General features: G+C 45.7%; 20 protein-coding genes and 2 pseudogenes. 5 read left to right on the forward strand and 17 right to left on the reverse strand.

From position 1 onward, the window contains the following. The first annotated feature begins 16 nt into the window (after nt 1–16). Entirely contained in the window at nt 17–274 is a 258-nt protein-coding gene (locus NSU00_RS07810; RefSeq protein WP_019721370.1) for a manganese catalase family protein, read from the forward strand. 89 nt (nt 275–363) lie between these two features. Here NSU00_RS07810 and NSU00_RS07815 read toward each other — a convergent pair. Continuing rightward, a pseudogene (locus NSU00_RS07815) lies at nt 364–594 on the reverse strand (zinc ribbon domain-containing protein); the annotation flags it as partial. A 41-nt stretch (nt 595–635) separates the two neighbouring features. Between NSU00_RS07815 and NSU00_RS07820 the strand changes: the two are divergent. Beyond that, a protein-coding gene (locus NSU00_RS07820; RefSeq protein WP_445684486.1) for an IS3 family transposase occupies nt 636–1,798 on the forward strand; the annotation gives its coding sequence in 2 pieces (ribosomal slippage) (nt 636–879 and nt 879–1,798; 1,164 coding nt in all). 215 nt (nt 1,799–2,013) lie between these two features. Here NSU00_RS07820 and NSU00_RS07825 read toward each other — a convergent pair. The 7 genes and pseudogenes from NSU00_RS07825 to dacB all read right to left on the reverse strand — a co-directional run. Next, nucleotides 2,014–2,931, reverse strand: a pseudogene (locus NSU00_RS07825) (RNA-guided endonuclease TnpB family protein); the annotation flags it as partial. Between the two features lie 11 nt (nt 2,932–2,942). Then, on the reverse strand, nt 2,943–3,341 hold the full coding sequence (tnpA, locus tag NSU00_RS07830; RefSeq protein ID WP_041818598.1) for an IS200/IS605 family transposase: 399 nt from the start codon (nt 3,339–3,341) through the stop codon (nt 2,943–2,945). A gap of 202 nt (nt 3,342–3,543) precedes the next feature. Further along, a complete protein-coding gene (locus NSU00_RS07835) occupies nt 3,544–4,011 on the reverse strand; it encodes a hypothetical protein (RefSeq protein ID WP_019720375.1) in 468 nt (155 codons plus the stop codon). Nucleotides 4,012–4,190: 179 nt separating this feature from the next. After that, nucleotides 4,191–4,391 (reverse strand): cold-shock protein, encoded by a 201-nt coding sequence (locus NSU00_RS07840; RefSeq protein ID WP_013859436.1) that lies wholly within the window; start codon nt 4,389–4,391, stop codon nt 4,191–4,193. A gap of 174 nt (nt 4,392–4,565) precedes the next feature. Continuing rightward, nucleotides 4,566–4,901, reverse strand: coding sequence for a hypothetical protein (locus tag NSU00_RS07845; RefSeq protein WP_235962324.1), 336 nt, complete (start codon nt 4,899–4,901; stop codon nt 4,566–4,568). Nucleotides 4,902–5,117: 216 nt separating this feature from the next. Then, the gene (locus tag NSU00_RS07850; RefSeq protein WP_340702644.1) at nt 5,118–6,032 is read right to left on the reverse strand and encodes a S66 peptidase family protein; all 915 of its coding nucleotides are present in this window, start codon (nt 6,030–6,032) and stop codon (nt 5,118–5,120) included. Continuing rightward, entirely contained in the window at nt 6,029–7,516 is a 1,488-nt protein-coding gene (dacB, locus tag NSU00_RS07855; RefSeq protein WP_340702645.1) for a D-alanyl-D-alanine carboxypeptidase/D-alanyl-D-alanine endopeptidase, read from the reverse strand. Before dacB ends, NSU00_RS07850 begins: the two co-directional genes overlap by 4 nt. 190 nt (nt 7,517–7,706) lie before the next feature. On the opposite strand from dacB, the gene NSU00_RS07860 reads away from it, so the two are divergent. After that, entirely contained in the window at nt 7,707–8,291 is a 585-nt protein-coding gene (locus tag NSU00_RS07860) for a lysophospholipid acyltransferase family protein (protein WP_019720379.1), read from the forward strand. A 234-nt stretch (nt 8,292–8,525) separates the two neighbouring features. After that, the gene (locus tag NSU00_RS07865) at nt 8,526–8,978 is read left to right on the forward strand and encodes a DUF2621 domain-containing protein (protein ID WP_013859442.1); all 453 of its coding nucleotides are present in this window, start codon (nt 8,526–8,528) and stop codon (nt 8,976–8,978) included. 38 nt (nt 8,979–9,016) lie between these two features. On the opposite strand, the gene NSU00_RS07870 is transcribed toward NSU00_RS07865, so the two are convergent. From NSU00_RS07870 to yneA, 9 genes are all read right to left on the reverse strand, one after another. After that, nucleotides 9,017–9,496, reverse strand: coding sequence for a CcdC family protein (locus tag NSU00_RS07870; protein ID WP_013859443.1), 480 nt, complete (start codon nt 9,494–9,496; stop codon nt 9,017–9,019). A 142-nt stretch (nt 9,497–9,638) separates the two neighbouring features. Next, entirely contained in the window at nt 9,639–9,998 is a 360-nt protein-coding gene (locus NSU00_RS07875) for a response regulator (RefSeq protein WP_013859444.1), read from the reverse strand. A gap of 46 nt (nt 9,999–10,044) precedes the next feature. After that, nucleotides 10,045–10,752: a cytochrome c biogenesis CcdA family protein gene (locus tag NSU00_RS07880; protein ID WP_118497688.1), complete on the reverse strand. Its 708-nt coding sequence runs from the start codon at nt 10,750–10,752 to the stop codon at nt 10,045–10,047. Between the two features lie 199 nt (nt 10,753–10,951). Then, the gene (locus NSU00_RS07885; protein ID WP_013859446.1) at nt 10,952–11,170 is read right to left on the reverse strand and encodes a YneF family protein; all 219 of its coding nucleotides are present in this window, start codon (nt 11,168–11,170) and stop codon (nt 10,952–10,954) included. 67 nt (nt 11,171–11,237) lie between these two features. Further along, entirely contained in the window at nt 11,238–11,675 is a 438-nt protein-coding gene (gene sirA / locus NSU00_RS07890) for a sporulation inhibitor of replication protein SirA (protein WP_340702646.1), read from the reverse strand. 285 nt (nt 11,676–11,960) lie between these two features. Beyond that, nucleotides 11,961–13,967 carry a transketolase gene (gene tkt / locus NSU00_RS07895; RefSeq protein WP_118497690.1) on the reverse strand — a complete coding sequence of 669 codons (2,007 nt, stop codon included), beginning with the start codon at nt 13,965–13,967 and terminating at the stop codon, nt 11,961–11,963. Nucleotides 13,968–14,084: 117 nt separating this feature from the next. Further along, complete coding sequence (locus tag NSU00_RS07900; protein WP_013859449.1) at nt 14,085–14,318, reverse strand: DUF896 domain-containing protein; 234 nt, start codon at nt 14,316–14,318, stop codon at nt 14,085–14,087. A 91-nt stretch (nt 14,319–14,409) separates the two neighbouring features. Continuing rightward, entirely contained in the window at nt 14,410–15,063 is a 654-nt protein-coding gene (locus NSU00_RS07905; RefSeq protein ID WP_013859450.1) for a YneB family resolvase-like protein, read from the reverse strand. Continuing rightward, nucleotides 15,060–15,398, reverse strand: coding sequence for a cell division suppressor protein YneA (gene yneA, locus NSU00_RS07910; RefSeq protein WP_029141483.1), 339 nt, complete (start codon nt 15,396–15,398; stop codon nt 15,060–15,062). The genes NSU00_RS07905 and yneA overlap by 4 nt, the downstream gene beginning before the upstream one ends. 206 nt (nt 15,399–15,604) lie before the next feature. On the opposite strand from yneA, the gene lexA reads away from it, so the two are divergent. Continuing rightward, the gene (lexA, locus tag NSU00_RS07915) at nt 15,605–16,225 is read left to right on the forward strand and encodes a transcriptional repressor LexA (protein ID WP_340703576.1); all 621 of its coding nucleotides are present in this window, start codon (nt 15,605–15,607) and stop codon (nt 16,223–16,225) included. Nucleotides 16,226–16,230 lie beyond the last annotated feature (5 nt).

A 16,230-nucleotide genomic window follows, 5' to 3' on the forward strand; every position in this document is an offset into this window, starting at 1 on the left:
ACGGGAGTAGGAGCAGATGTTTGTCGTACCGAGCACATACCCGCCTGATCAGGAACCCGAAGAATTTTGCCATCTTTTTATCAATCATTCGGAAGGCAAAGAAAGTGCCAAAGGGAGATGGGCGAGTAGCGAAAGCATGGATGGAAAAGGCGAATTTAAATTCGTCGAACCTTTTGCATCCAGTGACCGTGTCGGGCAACAACCGCACCGCCCTATGTGCAAGGGACACTGCCAACCGGTGAACTACCCACCACTTATTGACCTTGCGGTCTAATTGAAGTGGGGGCTTCTCGACTTATCGTTGCTTTTACTAGCCAACGAAAACTGACCGAGCTAACCCTCTTGTTCCAAGAGTTTTGTTACTTATGATAACGCTAATAAGCGTATACCTTCATTTTTGATATTGATTGCTGAATTATAGTCGCGATCTGCCACATAACCGCACGAACAACGGTAGGTGCGTTCAGATAGTTTCACAGGTTTTTCTGCACCACAACAAGAACACTTCTTAGTGGAGGGAAACCACTTATCAATTTTCACAAGTTGTTTCCCCTGTTCTTTTAGCTTTGATGCTAGTATAGTTTCATGGACACCCTTTAGTGAAATATAATATTAACGAAGGGATGTGTCCTGATATGGGTAACACAAGCGAAAAACGTAAAAGTTATCATGCTGAATTTAAGGAAATGGTGGTTGAGCTTTATCAAACTGGAACACCAGTAAAACAGATCTGCAGCGAATATGGCCTGTCTGAAACGACAATCTACAAATGGATCAGAAAACAAAAACCGGTTAAGCTGGATGACGGGAGCTCTTTTACCCCGGAAGAATTTCTGAACCTGCAAAAAGAATTGCACCGGCTGAAAGAGGAAAACGAAATCTTAAAAAAAGCTATGGCCATATTCGCAAAGAAGTAGATCAAACCACTGTTATATCCATGATTGACGAGATAAGAGCCAAACACCATTATGACCTTAAAACCATGTGTACGGTCCTTGGCGTGCCGAGAAGTACCTACTATCAATCCAAACAAAAAAAAGAGTCAAAAACAAAACGGGAAAACCGGGAGTTGACAGACAGAATACGAAAAATCCATACGGAAAGCAAGCAGAGGTACGGAGCGCCGAAGATCCGCCATATGCTTGAAAAAGAAGGGCTCAAAGTCAGCCTGAAACGGGTTCAGCGTTTGATGAAGGCTGCAGGCATTTATTCCATTATCAGAAAAAAGTACCGTCCCCATTCCAATAAGGGCAAGATGGAAGAACACGATAACCTGCTGAACCAGGACTTCTCAACGACAACCATCAACGAGAAATGGGTTACGGATATTACGTACATTCATACTTTGAGAGACGGTTGGTGCTACCTGGCTTCCGTAATGGATTTACATTCCAGAAAGATTGTCGGTTACGCTTTTGACCGCCACATGACGACTGAACTGGCTTTAAAGGCAGTAGAAAACGCTTATCAGGCACAACGTCCAGGTCCGGGATTGATCTTGCATTCTGATTTGGGATCCCAGTATACAAGCGAGAAATTTGCAGAATACATGGAAAAGAAGCAGTTCAAACACTCCTTCAGTAAAAAAGGTTGCCCATACGATAACGCCTGCATTGAGTCTTTCCATGCAATTCTGAAAAAGGAAGAGATCTATAGAATCAACTATTTGAACTTTCAAGCTGCCAGAAGAGCCTTATTCGAATTTATAGAAGGCTGGTACAATCGGAAACGGATTCATAGCTGCCTGGGCTATATGACGCCACAAGAAACAGAAGACAGTATCAAAGGGGCAGCGTAGTGCTCTTCACAATTTTACAAGCATCCGCTTTACATGGAGTGGCGGGGCGTGGTAGGCTTGTTTGCCATGCGAAAGAAATCATTGCCCCTTTCGCCCTTCGCATAACACCACGCCCGCAGAGGCTCCATGTCAAGCGACCAGCAGTCATGAAAAATATGGCATGAGATCAAAATTAAATTTCACTTATTGGTGTCCAAAATATTGACTTAAATCCACTTATACGCTAAGAAAGTAGTGAACATCCCCCAGCCGTTATCATGAACGCTTTTCCCAAAGTGAAGGGCTTGAGACATCCCTTTCATGTTCAAGTCCTCAATCACGACAGCATCAAAGTTAGAAGCTAATTCTTTTGACTTATGATGAAGAAAATTCATGCGTTGGTTCGCCACTTTCTCATGTAATTTAGCCACTACTAGTCGTTGCTTGTTCCAACGTGCAGAACCTTTCTTTCTTCGAGAAAGAATTCGTTGTGCTTTTGCTAATTTATCTAAGGCTTGCCGATAGTAACGTGGGTAATTGGCTTTCTTACCCTGTTCACTCTCGACATATAGACCATCCATAGCAAAATCCAAACCAACAACTTTCTGTATTTTAACTGGACGAATATCTTTCTCATATTCTGTCAAAATTGAAATGTAGTACTTGCCTGTCTTTGTTTTAGAAATAGTGCAAGATTTGATTTTATAATCAGCAGGTATCTCTCTATGCTGTTTCATTTTTATTGGCTTTTTGATTTTTGGCAGTTTGATATGACCATTTTCTAGCTTAATATTTCCGTTGACCATATTAGTTGTATAGGATTGTTTTGCTTTACGATTTTTGAACTTTGGAAAATCCGCATTTCCTTCAAAGAAATTCTTATAAGCAGTCTGTAAGTTCATTTGTGCATTTGCCAAAGCTAAAGAATCCACTTCTTTTAGGAATGGAAATTCACTTTTATATTTTGCAGGGGTCGGAAACTTTTGCTTTTTAAGCAATTCTTTATCATCCTTGAACTTTTCATACGTTTCTTTGCGTTCAGCTAACATCTTATTGTAGACAAAGCGAACACAACCAAATGTCTTAGCTAATAATGCGGATTGTTCTTTGTTTGGTAACAAACGAAACTTGAAAGCTTTGTTTTGCTTGGCCATATCAATTCACCTCACTTTTGACCTTGATTTTCAATATATTTTTTGATGGTATCTATTGGAGCGTCGCCTGTTGTAAGTAGGCAGAAACTTCTTGACCAAAACATTTCTTTCCATAGTTTTTTTCTTATATGTGGAAAGTCTCTTTTTATCAGTCGAGAACTTGCACTCTTATAGGCGTTGATGAACTTTGATAGTTCAGAGTTAGGATTTGCTTTGAATAAGATGTGGATATGGTCTTTATCATGATTCCATTCCACTAAAGAAATATTGTATTTACTTCCAATCTCAGCGAACATATCTTTTGCAAAATCAGATATTTCACTATCGAACACTTGTCTACGGTATTTTACAACCAATACAAGGTGATAATGCAGTAAGAATACTGAATGATTATTACTATCTAATTTCATTGATATATCAAACCTCTATTCCATCTAAGACTGATTATATCAAAACCTTTGGCTAAAGCCAACCGAAATTCATCTCCCACCTACTCATTGGTGCTATTCGCACCTTCACATTCCTTGAGGATGGGAGACTTCTTTCGGAAAGCCGTTAAATAAAGCAAAAAACCGGGAGAAGGCAAGCCTTCTCCCGGTTTTTTGCTTTTTCTTAATGCGCACCCGCCATCACCGGCTGGCGGTAAGCAGATAGCGACTCATCCATGATTTTTTGAAAAAGCGGCCTAAGATGCGCGGGAACCAGCCGGCCGGCAAAATCCCACGCATTTTGTTCAATCGTAAGCGCCAGTGCTTGCTTTTCCGGCAAACGCCCGGACTCTTCAAAGGCGGCGGACAATGCAGGCAGATTTTCATCCATCGCATGGCCGATTTCATGTGCAAGCACAATCGTAGTGTAAGACATAAACCATTTGCAGCTCCCAAACAATAGCTCGCATTGCCGCCGGATTGTCTCTGTATACAGCGTAATCGTATGGGTGTGCGGATGATATTTGCCGCCAACGAGACGCCCGCCTGGGAACTGTTTCTTTATTTTCAAATGGGCGGTGCACCCGGCGTTTTTTAGTAATTCCGTTGCCATTTCTCTGATTTGCAAAATTCCCCTGTCTCCTTTATCCATATTGGCATTGCTCTTATCATATATTTATGAAAGATCGCGATTGCAATATGTATCTATTTTTTCCGGCATCCGAAGTGGCCGGATGAAAGGGCTTTTTATCCGTTCCGGGCAAAGGGATGCCTAAACCTGGATCCCCAGGACAAAAAAAAAAAAAAAAACAGGCCATAAAGGCCTGTTTTTTATAATTTCGAAACGTTCGCAGCTTGTGGTCCGCGGTTGCCTTCTTCAATATCAAAAGATACGGATTGGCCTTCTTCCAAAGTTTTAAAACCTTCGCCCTGAATCGCTGAGAAGTGAACAAATACATCGCTTCCGCCTTCGCGTTCGATAAAACCGTAGCCTTTTTCCGAATTAAACCATTTTACTTTACCTTGTTCCATTTTGTTTCCTCCTAATGTGTTTGAACACAAAATTACTATCCTTGCTCAAGTGATTTCAGGGGGTCAGTTTTAAAACTTTTTCCTTCCTTACCATACCGAACAAAAATAATTCTTTATTATAATAGCAGATTATGTATGGGGAGTCAAGACGAATTGATTATTTTTTTCTTCATTTTATTTTTTCTCCACTAAATGCCATGATTTTTTCCGGATTGAAACCTTCATGGCTGCCGGATCCATCCGCCTGAAAAAATTACGCTGCAAAAATGGGGAAAAGATGCCTGCTTGCAGGCATCTTTTCCGGTCAAGCATTTTATTTTTCTTCCCTGTATCCGTGGCCCGGAAAATTCCCGTAGCCGCCGTGGCCGTAATGCCCGGAATGGTAATGGTGGTGATGTCCGTATGGGTAACCGTGCGAATGGCCGTACGAATAACCGCCGTATCCGCCATAATGGTGATGATGCCCATACGGCACGGATAGCCGCCATAATACTGACTGGAATCTGCCAAATTTGTCACTCCTTTATCCATTGCTGCTTTTACAATATGGCAGTTGGAAGCGCATCGTTTGTGCATCCGCCTGCAAGCGGGAAAACAGGCGCCGGTTTAAACGGCCCGGATGTGCGTCTGCATTGTAAACCCCTTGCCAGGTCGGCCTGCTTTCGGGCATACCGTAAGGGCAATAAACATGCGGTTATATATATGAGAAACAATCATGCAATAAGCTTATTCAGCGACAATGGTTTCGCAAAAATGCAAGCGTTGGCCGGCCGTATCCAGTGTGACCGAGATGCCGAGCGGAAGCGCCAGATTCGGAGTGCCGTGCCCGGATTGTATGCCGGCAAGCACCGGCTTGCCGATCCCGCAAAAAAATTTTTCCAGGACTTCCTGTGCCGTAAAGCCATCCGCATATGCTTCCGGCTCACAGTCCGTCCATTGGCCGAGCACAAACCCGGAGGCGTCATCCAGTTTTCCGGAAAGCTGAAGCTGGGTCAGCATCCGGTCGATCGCATAAGGTTCTTCATGCACTTCTTCAAGAAAAAGAATTTTCCCGCTTGTATCAATTTCAAACGGCGTTCCCATCAGTGCGCAAATCAATGACAGATTCCCGCCTGTAAGCGGTGCTGTCACGGCCCCTTCACTCCACGCCTCCCCCGTGTAACTGCCGGCAGGAACACCGGTTGACGCCAGCTGCAGCAATGATTGTACCGAAAGATCATCTTCTTTGATAAATTCGACAGCCGCCATCGGGCCATGGATCGTGGCGAGGCCGCATTTTTGCTGGAAAGCAATATGCAAGGCTGTAATATCGCTGTAACCGATGAATAATTTTGGATTCTCCCGGATCCATTCAAGGTCCAGATACGGCAAAATTTGCGTCGCCCCGTATCCGCCACGCAAACAAAGAATCGCCCGCACGTCATCGTCTGCAAACATCGCATGAAGATCGGCCGCCCGTTCAAGCGGCGTGCCGGCCATATACCCGCCATAAACTTTTCCCGCACTTTCTCCGGTTTTTACCCGGAAACCGAGCCGCCGCAATATGGCAATTGCAGTCTGAATCCTTTCGATTGAAACCGGGCTTGCAGGCGCGACCAGCCCGATCGTATCCCCGGCCTGCAGCCGTTTTCCTTTTCTCATCCTTCTCCCCCCTGGTTGATGAATTGCAGTACGATTTGCTCTTCCGCTTGATGTACTGCTTCTTCATCCAGTACATTATTGATCAAAATAGAAAAAATCAGCTTTTTCCCGGATGTTGCCTGCATATAGCCGGAAAGTGTGCTGACGCCTGTAATCGACCCTGTTTTGGCAAAAACCCGTCCTGCAGCGGCCGTCCCCTTAAACCGGTTTCTGAGGGTTCCGCCTTCCAGCCTGTTTTCAGCCCCTGCAACGGGCAGCGCATCGAAAAAGCACGGAAACCAGTCTTTTTCCTGTATCCGGTATAAAAGCGCCGTCAAATCATTTGCCCGGACCAAATCGGCGTGGGATATGCCCGAACCGTCGCGGAGCATCATCAGGTCAGGATCGACGCCAAAGTTTCTTGCAACGCCGCGGATTACTTCAAGCCCTTTTTCCCAGCTTCCTTCCCCTTTTTCCGTTTTCCCCATTTCTTTTACAAGCATTTCGGCGATGGTGTTATTGCTGAATTTTAAAAACGGCGCCATGATGCTTGATAAAGGTGGCGATTGGGAAAAAAGAACCGGAACTGCCGCATCCTTCACCCTGCCCGTTTTGATCGTACCTTGCACGGTGATCCCGTTTTCCTCTAAAGTTTTTTTGAAAACAGACAGCACCCATGTCGCCGGGTCCCAGACCGCTTTCCATTGCCGGACTGCGGCTGAATCGGCAGTAATCGTCCCGCTTGCCGTAAACGTATTCCCGCCGTGTGCCCGGCTGATGACGATATCGTCCTCTCCCTGCTTGCCATCCGGCACGGTTCGGACATGGTTGTCCAGTTTAACCATCCCGCTTTCCGGAACCATTTTGATCCGCGCTTTCATGCCGGGTTTTTTTGCCGGGGCGACTTCAAAAATGGCCGTCCCTGCATCATAATCGCGGTCAGGCGATAACGTTAAAGCCGAAATTTGTGCCCCGTAATATTCCTGCTCATCGCTCCACGGCAAGTCAAGTGAATACCGAATATCGTCATAGCGCGAATCATCCCCGACCAGGTCCCCCTGAATACGCCGGATCCCCTGTTTCTTTAATTCAGCCGCCCAGTCCGCTAAATCGGATTTTAATAAAGCAGGATCTCCTCCCCCTTGTATGTATATATCACCGTAAAGCGTACCGTTTTCGATCGCGCCCGTGCGGTACACGCCCGTTTTAAAACGGGCATTTCCCCCGAGTGTTTCAAGCGCGGCGGCCGCGGTCAGCAGTTTCATATTGGACGCAGGGCGCAATAGCGTGCTGCCATTTTGTTCGTAGAGCAGTTCCCCGGTATCAGCCGAACGGACGCTGATCGCAACAATCCCGCCTTTTAAAGGGGCGGCCTGCAAAATGCCGGCAATTTTTGCGTCTGTTTCTTTTTTTCCGCGGCCTTCCCTGTCCCCTGCTGCACAGGGCCCGGTTCCCTGAATAAATAGGAATGCCATCGTCCATATCACAACCCATCTTTTATGCAATACATTTCCCTCCGTATGAAATTCTGCCTTGCTTTATCATATTCCTTCTTCTTTTTAATCTTTCCGTAAACGCTGTTTTGGCTGCGATCTTCTTTTTTCCAATGATTCATTTCGCGTTTTTAAATATTTTTTTCCAAATTAGTAGAACAAGCATGCCTGTATAGTATAAAATGCTTGTGGGGGTGTAATCATGTACCGGTTTGGCTATTACGTTGTTACCGTCATTTTGTGGCTGCTTGGCGGCAAAATCAAAAAAGAAAACAAAGAGAAAATCCCTGCGGCTCCGTTTGTGGTCGTTTGTACCCACCAAACATGGCTGGACATTATTTACCTGGCGATTGCCATCTGGCCTGTCCAAATTCATTATATGGCGAAACAGGAACTTTTTTCTAAAAAATGGCTAAAATGGCTGTTCACGAAGTTGCACGCTTTTCCAGTCAATCGTGAAAATCCGGGCCCGAGCTCGATTAAAATTCCAATGAAACTTTTAAAAGAAGGGAAAGTCGTCGGCATTTTCCCTTCCGGAACACGCAAAAGCGAACATGTTTCTTTAAAACGCGGTGCCGTGACGATAGCTTTAAAAGCAAATGTTCCGCTTGTCCCGGCTATTTACGAAGGGCCGAAAACATTGAAAGAAGTCATTGCGAGAAAGCCAAAACGTGTGCGCTTTGGCGACCCGATCAGGCTGGCAGACGGAAAAAAAGGAACAAAAGAAGAAATCGAAAAAACGATTGTTCTGCTGCAAGACACTTTTGAAACGCTGAAAAAACAGTAAAAATCTTTTCCACTTTCCGGAGGCAGATGAAAAAGTCCAAAAGAAAACAAAAAACGGCGAGGCACCACATTCAAAGTGTCTCACCGTTTTTTTGCATCCGATCTCTCGTAAAAATAAAACATCACTTTTTCAGTGCCCCTGCCCGCCGGCGGAAGGGTTTTTCCTTTTTTAATTGAAAAAACAGTCCATCTTTTCTTATAATAAAAGGAAGTACTTGCCAAGGAGGAGAGCGTCATGCTAAGCGGTTGGTTTTCTGCTTTTATTTTAATATGGATCCTCTGTCTGGTTTTTCTCTTTTCAGTTGGCGGCTATTTTATGTTCCGAAAATTTTTGAAAAGGCTTCCGAAAGAAGACGGAAAATCGATACTTGACCAGCAGGAAGAGACAATCCTTAAAACGCGGCACCTCTGGACGCCGGAGTACAGAGAACTGCTTGAAGAACTAGTAAGCCCTGTCCCGGAATTGTTCCGCGATGTGGCCAGGAAAAAAATCGCGGCAAAAATCGGGGATGTGGCGCTTTCCAAAAATGCAAAGAAAATGACACTGGACAATATCATTCAGGGCTATATCCTCGCCACGCCAAGAAGGGACCATAAATTCCTCCGAAAAAAATTAAAGCAGCTGGACATCGATGACAGCCGCTACGAGCATTTGTTTGCGCAGGAAAAAACAAAATCGGCCCGGTAAATGAAAAAACATCATTCGGTAAAAGCGAATGATGTTTTTCAAGCACGGACCCCTTCATCCAGTTCCTGTATGAGCCGCCTGTACTGAATATACATGGCGACGCGCCACGGCAGAATCATGCCGAATGCGAGCAGAAAAAACATGCCGCTGAGCTGCCCGATTTGAATCGAGGAGCTGAGTACCACCTTCATCAGCAACCGGATGAGAAGGAGCCCGATCAGAATAAACGGAAAAGCTTTCGACCGTTTTAAATATACATTTCCGTCACGGACTTCGAAACGGGAAGTTTTAATTAAAAATATGGAAAAAAACATTCCGACCACAAAGGCTTCCAATACTTCGGCAGGCGTCACGCGAAAATACGGGACGACAAACATCAATGCCCCGGTACTCATAAAGACCGGCGGCAACAATATTTTTTTTGTGGAAACGGGCTTGTTCTGCCCTTTTAAACGGACAAAAATGACCAAAGACCCCATCAAAATCGCAACAATGAACGAGATGACAATGCCTTCCATGTCTCAACCCTCTTTAGTAACAGATTTTTAACAAAATAAATATAGCTACGGTAAATATAAGTTTCCTATGCTAATATTCAACCATAAAAGCGGGGTTGATGTCCAGCCGGAATGCCTGCCTCTCTTTTTTTTGCGGCGCCTGTCAGTTCAAAACGCGTTCAACCGCTTCTAAAACACGCGTTTCATCAAAAGGCTTGACGATAAAATCCTTTGCGCCGGATTCTATTGCTTCGACGACCAGTTTTTGCTGGCCAAGCGCGGAGCAAATAATAATTTTTGCGTCCGGGAATTCGCGCACGATCTTTTTCACAGCTTCAATGCCGGTCATCTCCGGCATGGTAATGTCCATCGTAACGACATCCGGCCTGACTTCACGGTATAATTCAATCGCCCGCTGCCCGTTCTCCGCTTCGCCCACAACGGTATGGCCGCCGTTTTCCAGCATTTTCGCCAAAGTCATCCTCATAAATTTTGCATCATCCACAATCAACACATTTGCCATCGATCGAATTTCTCCTCCTCATTGATCCGTTAAAATGCAACCCGGATTAAAATCCCTGGAATCCCCCGAACAGCGCACTCATATAACCGGAAATGACAGGCATCCAGTCAAAAAAGAACAGGATTCCGGCGAATATCATCACAACACCGCTCCATTTTAATAGTTTCACGCTATATTTTTGCATCCACCCCAATCGTCCGATAAAAAAAGCAAGGACAAAAAAAGGGATGGAGAAGCCGAACACATATGCAGCCATATAGACGGACGCAGAAGCCGGATGGGCCACTGCCATCGCCAATACCGAGGCAAGAATCGGCCCGGTGCAAGGCGTCCAGCCGGCAGCAAACACAAGCCCGACGAGAAAAGAACCCAAGAATCCGACCGGCTGCTTTTTTACATCGATTCGGTACACTTTCATAAAGATCCCCGGCTGAAAAATGCCCGCAGCAAGCAGCCCAAAAAAAATGAGCGCGACTGCACCGAGCTGCCGGATGGCATCCTGGTAACGGATAAAAAAACTCCCGATCCAGGAAGCACCAAACCCCAATGCAATAAAAACTGTGGAAAATCCTGCGAGGAACCAAACGGTATGCAGGATACTTTTCCACTCCCGCATGCCGCCCCCGCTTTTTAACCGGCTAACAGAAGCGCCTGTTATATAAGAAACAAAAGCAGGGTAAAGCGGCAGACAGCAAGGCGATATAAAGCTCATGAAACCTGCCCCGAAAGACAGCCATACTGTTACATCAGCCATCGGTTCACTCCCCATCCCGGCTCATTTTCATTTTAACATAAACAGATTGAAAGAGAAAAAACATCACGAAAGCATAAAAATGGAACATGAAATCAAAAACCACCTTTTCTGTGCAGGAAATTGGCAGAAAAAGTGGTTTACAGAATCGTGAGAAGCTTAACAATGGTGATGGATATACCACAAAAGCCGGTCATCCAGCTTAAGATTTCATTTGTTTGTTCATGGCATTCATCATTTGATTGATTTTCTTCTGAGACGGCTTCATACCCATTTGCATCATCATCATTCTCAGCATTTGTTCATTAATCGGCGGATTTTTCTTCAGGTAATTCATCATATATTTACGGGCGATGAAAAACCCGATTGCTGCGCCTGCCAAAAGAGCAATAAGGGCTACAAGAACGAACACCCAAATCATAATATACCTCCTTCACTCACATACAGTGTACTAAATCCATTTGAATTATACAATACTTGTTTTCTTCTCACACGAATTTTCTTTCTTTAACCGGTTTTATCCAGCCGTATCGTTTATGGTCGTAATCGATTGCAAGCAGATTTCCTTTGAAGTTCCTCAGAATTTCAAAAACGGCGGTTTCTGTATCATAACTACCGGATACGTTCAGGCGGAGCATTCTTTCTTCTATGGTCACTTCCAGCACCTGCTCCTCTTTTTTTGAAAGAAGTTGGCAAGCGCCGGTTTTCGTCATGTTAATGGTGTCAGAAAATAACGGCTGCAAGACATGATGGACAGGCAAGAGCGGAATCTGCTTTGTAATATAATGGATCTGTCTGCTGAGGACATTTTTCAAACTTCCGGAAACGTGCGCATACTGGTGAAAAAGGTTAAAAAACATTCGTTCCCTGCCGTAATAATATTGTGCAAACTCCTCTTTTATCAGGTAGATAGAATAGGATCGCATATGATCTCACTCCCGCAACTTTGTTACCTTCACTATAATGGACGGGCCCCAAAAAAGTTGTCGTTTGTTGTAACAAAATTTAAAAAATTACTGTGGAACATTCGATTACACGTACATACAGGAAAATAAGCGTAAATGTATCAAAGCGTTGCTGCAAAATCGGTTGCGTCCAAGGGAGAAGCTAATTCAACTCAGCTCCGGTACTTCAAGCCCCCTATTCTTATACCCTTCCTTCATAAAAATGAGCCTGCTTTTGCGAATACCGCAAAAGCAGGCCCGGAACGATTACATGCCCAATAATTTTTTTACACGTGCCACAACATTTTCAACGGTAAATCCGTATTTTTCCACAACGGTATTGCCGTTTCCGCTTGCGCCAAACGTATCAACCGACAAAATATCGCCTTCATCGCCGGTATACCTTTCCCAGCCGAATGGTGAAGCCATTTCAATGGAAAGGCGTTTTTTCACCTGTGCCGGCAATACGGATTCTTTGTATTCTTTGCTTTGCTGTTCAAAACGGTCCCATGACGGCATGCTGACAACAGCAGCATCAATCTTTTGTTCCGCCAATTGCTGCTGCGCGAGCACAGCCAGATGGACTTCCGACCCGCTGGCAAGAAGGAGAACGTCAGCCATTTCCTTTTGTGCAGGGGACACGACATAGGCGCCTTTTGAAACGCCTTCCAGCGCTTTTTCAGCCGTCCCTTTCAAGGTTGGCAGCCCTTGGCGCGTCAAAACAAGCGCAGTCGGATGGTTTTCAGATGACAGGGCCAGCCGCCAGGCAGCCGCCGTTTCATTGCCGTCCGCGGGGCGGATGACCGACAAGCCCGGCATCGCTCTTAAAGAAGGAAGCTGTTCAACCGGTTCATGCGTCGGCCCGTCTTCCCCGACTGCGATACTGTCATGCGTAAAGACGTATGTTACCGGGAGGCCCATAAGCGCGGCCAGGCGGATGGCAGGACGCAAATAATCCGAGAAAACAAAGAACGTGCCGCCGTATACATGCACACCGCCATGAAGCGCCATGCCGTTCATGGCTGCGCCCATCGCAAATTCGCGGACACCAAACCAGATATTGCGCCCTTCATAGGCATCCGGCATATAGTCCTTGTCTTCTTTCAACCGCGTATTGTTGGATCCGGCAAGGTCGGCAGATCCACCGAACAAAGACGGCAAATGTTTGGATATGGCATTTAGCACTTCCCCGCTTGCCGCACGGCTGGCAAGGGTTTTGCCTTCTTCATAGACCGGAATGTCCTTGTCCCATCCATCCGGAAGCCCGCCTTTTATCGCCTGTTTTAGTTCAGCCGCAAGCTGCGGGTATTGTTTTTCATAAGCCTCAAACAGGGACGCCCACTCTTGTTCCTTTTTCACGCCGTTTTCTACAACCAATTCACGGAACCGGGCGTAAACTTCATCCGGAACATAGAAGTCTTCTTCAAACGTCCATTTATACGCTTCTTTCGTCAGTTTCAGTTCATCTTCTCCGAGCGGGGCGCCGTGGGCAGCCGATTTCCCGGATTTGTTCGGGGAACCGTAACCGATGATCGTTTTCACTTCGATGAGTGTCGGCCGGCTTGTATCCGCCTTTGCTTCCTCGATCGCTTTTGCGACCTGTGCCATATCATTCCCGTCTTCAACCCGCAAATACTGCCAGCCGTATGCTTTAAACCGGTCGGCAACACTTTCGGAAAAGGCCTTGTTTAACTCGCCGTCAAGGGAAATGTCATTGGAATCGTACAATACAATGAGGCGTCCCAATTTTAAATGTCCCGCCAAGGAAGCAGCTTCGGCAGATACACCTTCCATTAAGTCGCCGTCTCCGCATAAAGCATATGTATAATGGTCAATGACGGGGAAATTTTCTTTGTTGTATACAGCCGCCAGATGCCGTTCTGCCATCGCCATCCCGACTGACATGGCAATCCCCTGCCCGAGCGGACCGGTCGTTGCTTCCACGCCTTCCGTATGCCCGTATTCCGGATGCCCCGGGGTTTTGCTGCCGTATTGCCGGAAATTTTTAATATCATCCATGCTTAATGCATAGCCGGATAAATGGAGCAGGCTATAAAGCAGCATGGAACCATGCCCTGCGGATAATACGAAACGGTCCCGGTTAAACCAGTGCGGGTTTTCCGGGTTTTGGTTCATAAATCTTGTCCAGAGGGTGTATGCCATTGGCGCAGCCCCCATCGGAAGCCCCGGATGGCCGGATTTTGCTTTTTCAATGGCGTCAATGGACAAAGTCCGGATTGTTGTGACTGCCAGTTCGTCCGTTTTATCAAACATCTGCTAACATCCTTTCTTCATGGGTTACAATTTTATATTAAGGCAAGTGAAACCCATAACACAACTCTTTTACCATTTTGTATGGATTTTGTAAGAAAGAAGCAGGATGGCGCCCCTTTAGTGCAGCTTTCTTTTTGTTTGGATTTGCTTTATTTTTTCCGGGGTAACGTCCTGGCCTTCGGGGTCAAGCACACGGACATTTTCAATCGTTTTTCTGAATGAAGAGCGGAACGCCTGCAAATACTCGCTTCGCAACTTTGACTGTTCTTTTGCTTCCTCACCTGTCAGGCCGCCGGTTTTCGCTTTTTTCGCCAATTCGTTTATTCTTGCCATTTTTTCCTTTGAAAGCATATTTTCTCTCCTTTAATCCGTGATTGATGCCATCTTACTAAAATATAGGCCCGCCTGCAAAGAAAGCGCACCGGCGAAACCGGTTTTTGTACTATTGATCATGCCCCGTTTCCTCCATATATTCCCTGTAACGCCGGTGGACGGTTGCTTTTGAAACTTGATAGCCAAAACCGCGCATTGTCGCAGCAATCTCCTGAAAAGTCAGGCCGTTGTCCCGCAGGCGGATAATTTCTTCAACCGGCACTTCCTTCCTCTCCCTGCCGTCCGGATTCCGCTTTCCTTTTAAATTTTTCTCCGGGCGGTAGCCGTTTCTGACAGCGCGTTCCATCCCCCTTTTGATTTTTAAGTTATGCAGCTTTCGCTGGTACTCTTCAACCATGCTGACAATTTTCAACACCATTGAATCGGATTCCGAAAGTTCGAGTTCACCGTTTTGTGCATAACAATATACTTTGACCCCTTTTTTATATAAAAAATGGAGCAGTGCAATTTTTGCATTTCCTCTTCCAATCCGTGTTTCATCCTGCACCAGTACGGCGTCAACCTTTTCATTTCCAATGATATCAAGAAGTTCAAGGATGCCGGGCCTGTCCAGGTCGTAGCCGCTTGCCCGGTCGCAGATCACCCCGGCCACTTGAAAACCGCGGGAATCCGAAAGCTTCTCCAGCTCTTCCCGCTGCCTCGCCAAAGAAGTTTCCTGGCTTTCTTTTTCCGTGCTTACTCTGCAATATAAAACAACTTTCATTTTTTCGTCTCCCATTGTGATTTCATCGCAAGTTCCCTTTTATCATCCCTGATTTCATTTTTTTCTACCGGAATGACAATTTTTTCGCCGGCTTTGATCATGTTGCCGTTAATCCCATTATGGCGCTCAACCCAGCTGATAAATGCTTCCCTCGACATTTTGCCCTGTTCTGCATACTGACCGGCGATATTCCAAAGCGTCTCGCCCTCTGTAACGCTGATTTTGATATAGTGTGGGGATGGATCCCGCAGACTTCCAATCATGAAAAATCCGAAAACAAGCGCAACCCCTGCTAAAATCATAACATAGTTATACTTTTTCCATAATCGTGACATCTCCATCTTCCTCCCGCGAATATTCGTTCGTCCAATCACCAGTTCTATTATAAAACGAACGCCTGTTTTTCGTCAACATTTTTTCGAACTTACGTTTGTTTTATCTTCTGCAATGTGATATAATAATAGCAAATAATGGCATTCCTCCCGTTTGCGTCCCCGTACGCAGCGCGGGTGCCAAACAAAACTGCGACGAGGTGGAAATAATGGCAAAACTATCAAAACGGCAACAGGCGATACTTGATTTCATCAAGCATGAAGTCAAAACAAAAGGCTATCCCCCTTCCGTGCGGGAAATCGGCCAGGCAGTCGGGCTTGCTTCCAGTTCAACTGTCCATGGCCATCTCGCAAGGCTTGAAAGCAAAGGGCTGATCAGGCGCGACCCTACAAAGCCGAGAGCGATTGAAATTTTGGACCATGATGAAGAAATACCGGCCCAAAATGTTGTCAATGTGCCTGTTGTCGGAAAAGTAACAGCAGGCATACCGATTACCGCTGTAGAAAATATTGAAGAGTATTTTCCGCTTCCGGAACATCTTGTCCCGTCTGACGAGTCCGTCTACATGCTGGATATTGAAGGGGACAGCATGGTGGATGCCGGGATTTTAAACGGCGATTATGTGATTGTCCGCTCCCAGCAGACGGCAAACAACGGAGATATCGTGGTCGCTATGACAGATGAAAATGAAGCGACAGTAAAAAGATTTTTCAAGGAAAAAGACTACTTCCGGCTGCAACCTGAAAACCAGACAATGGAACCGATCATATTGAAAAACGTCACCATTCTCGGCGTTGTCATCGGGCTGTACAGGCAAATGGTGCACTGATCAAA

Source organism: Weizmannia sp. FSL W8-0401, from assembly GCF_038009125.1.
Classification (GTDB): domain Bacteria; phylum Bacillota; class Bacilli; order Bacillales; family Bacillaceae_C; genus Weizmannia; species Weizmannia coagulans.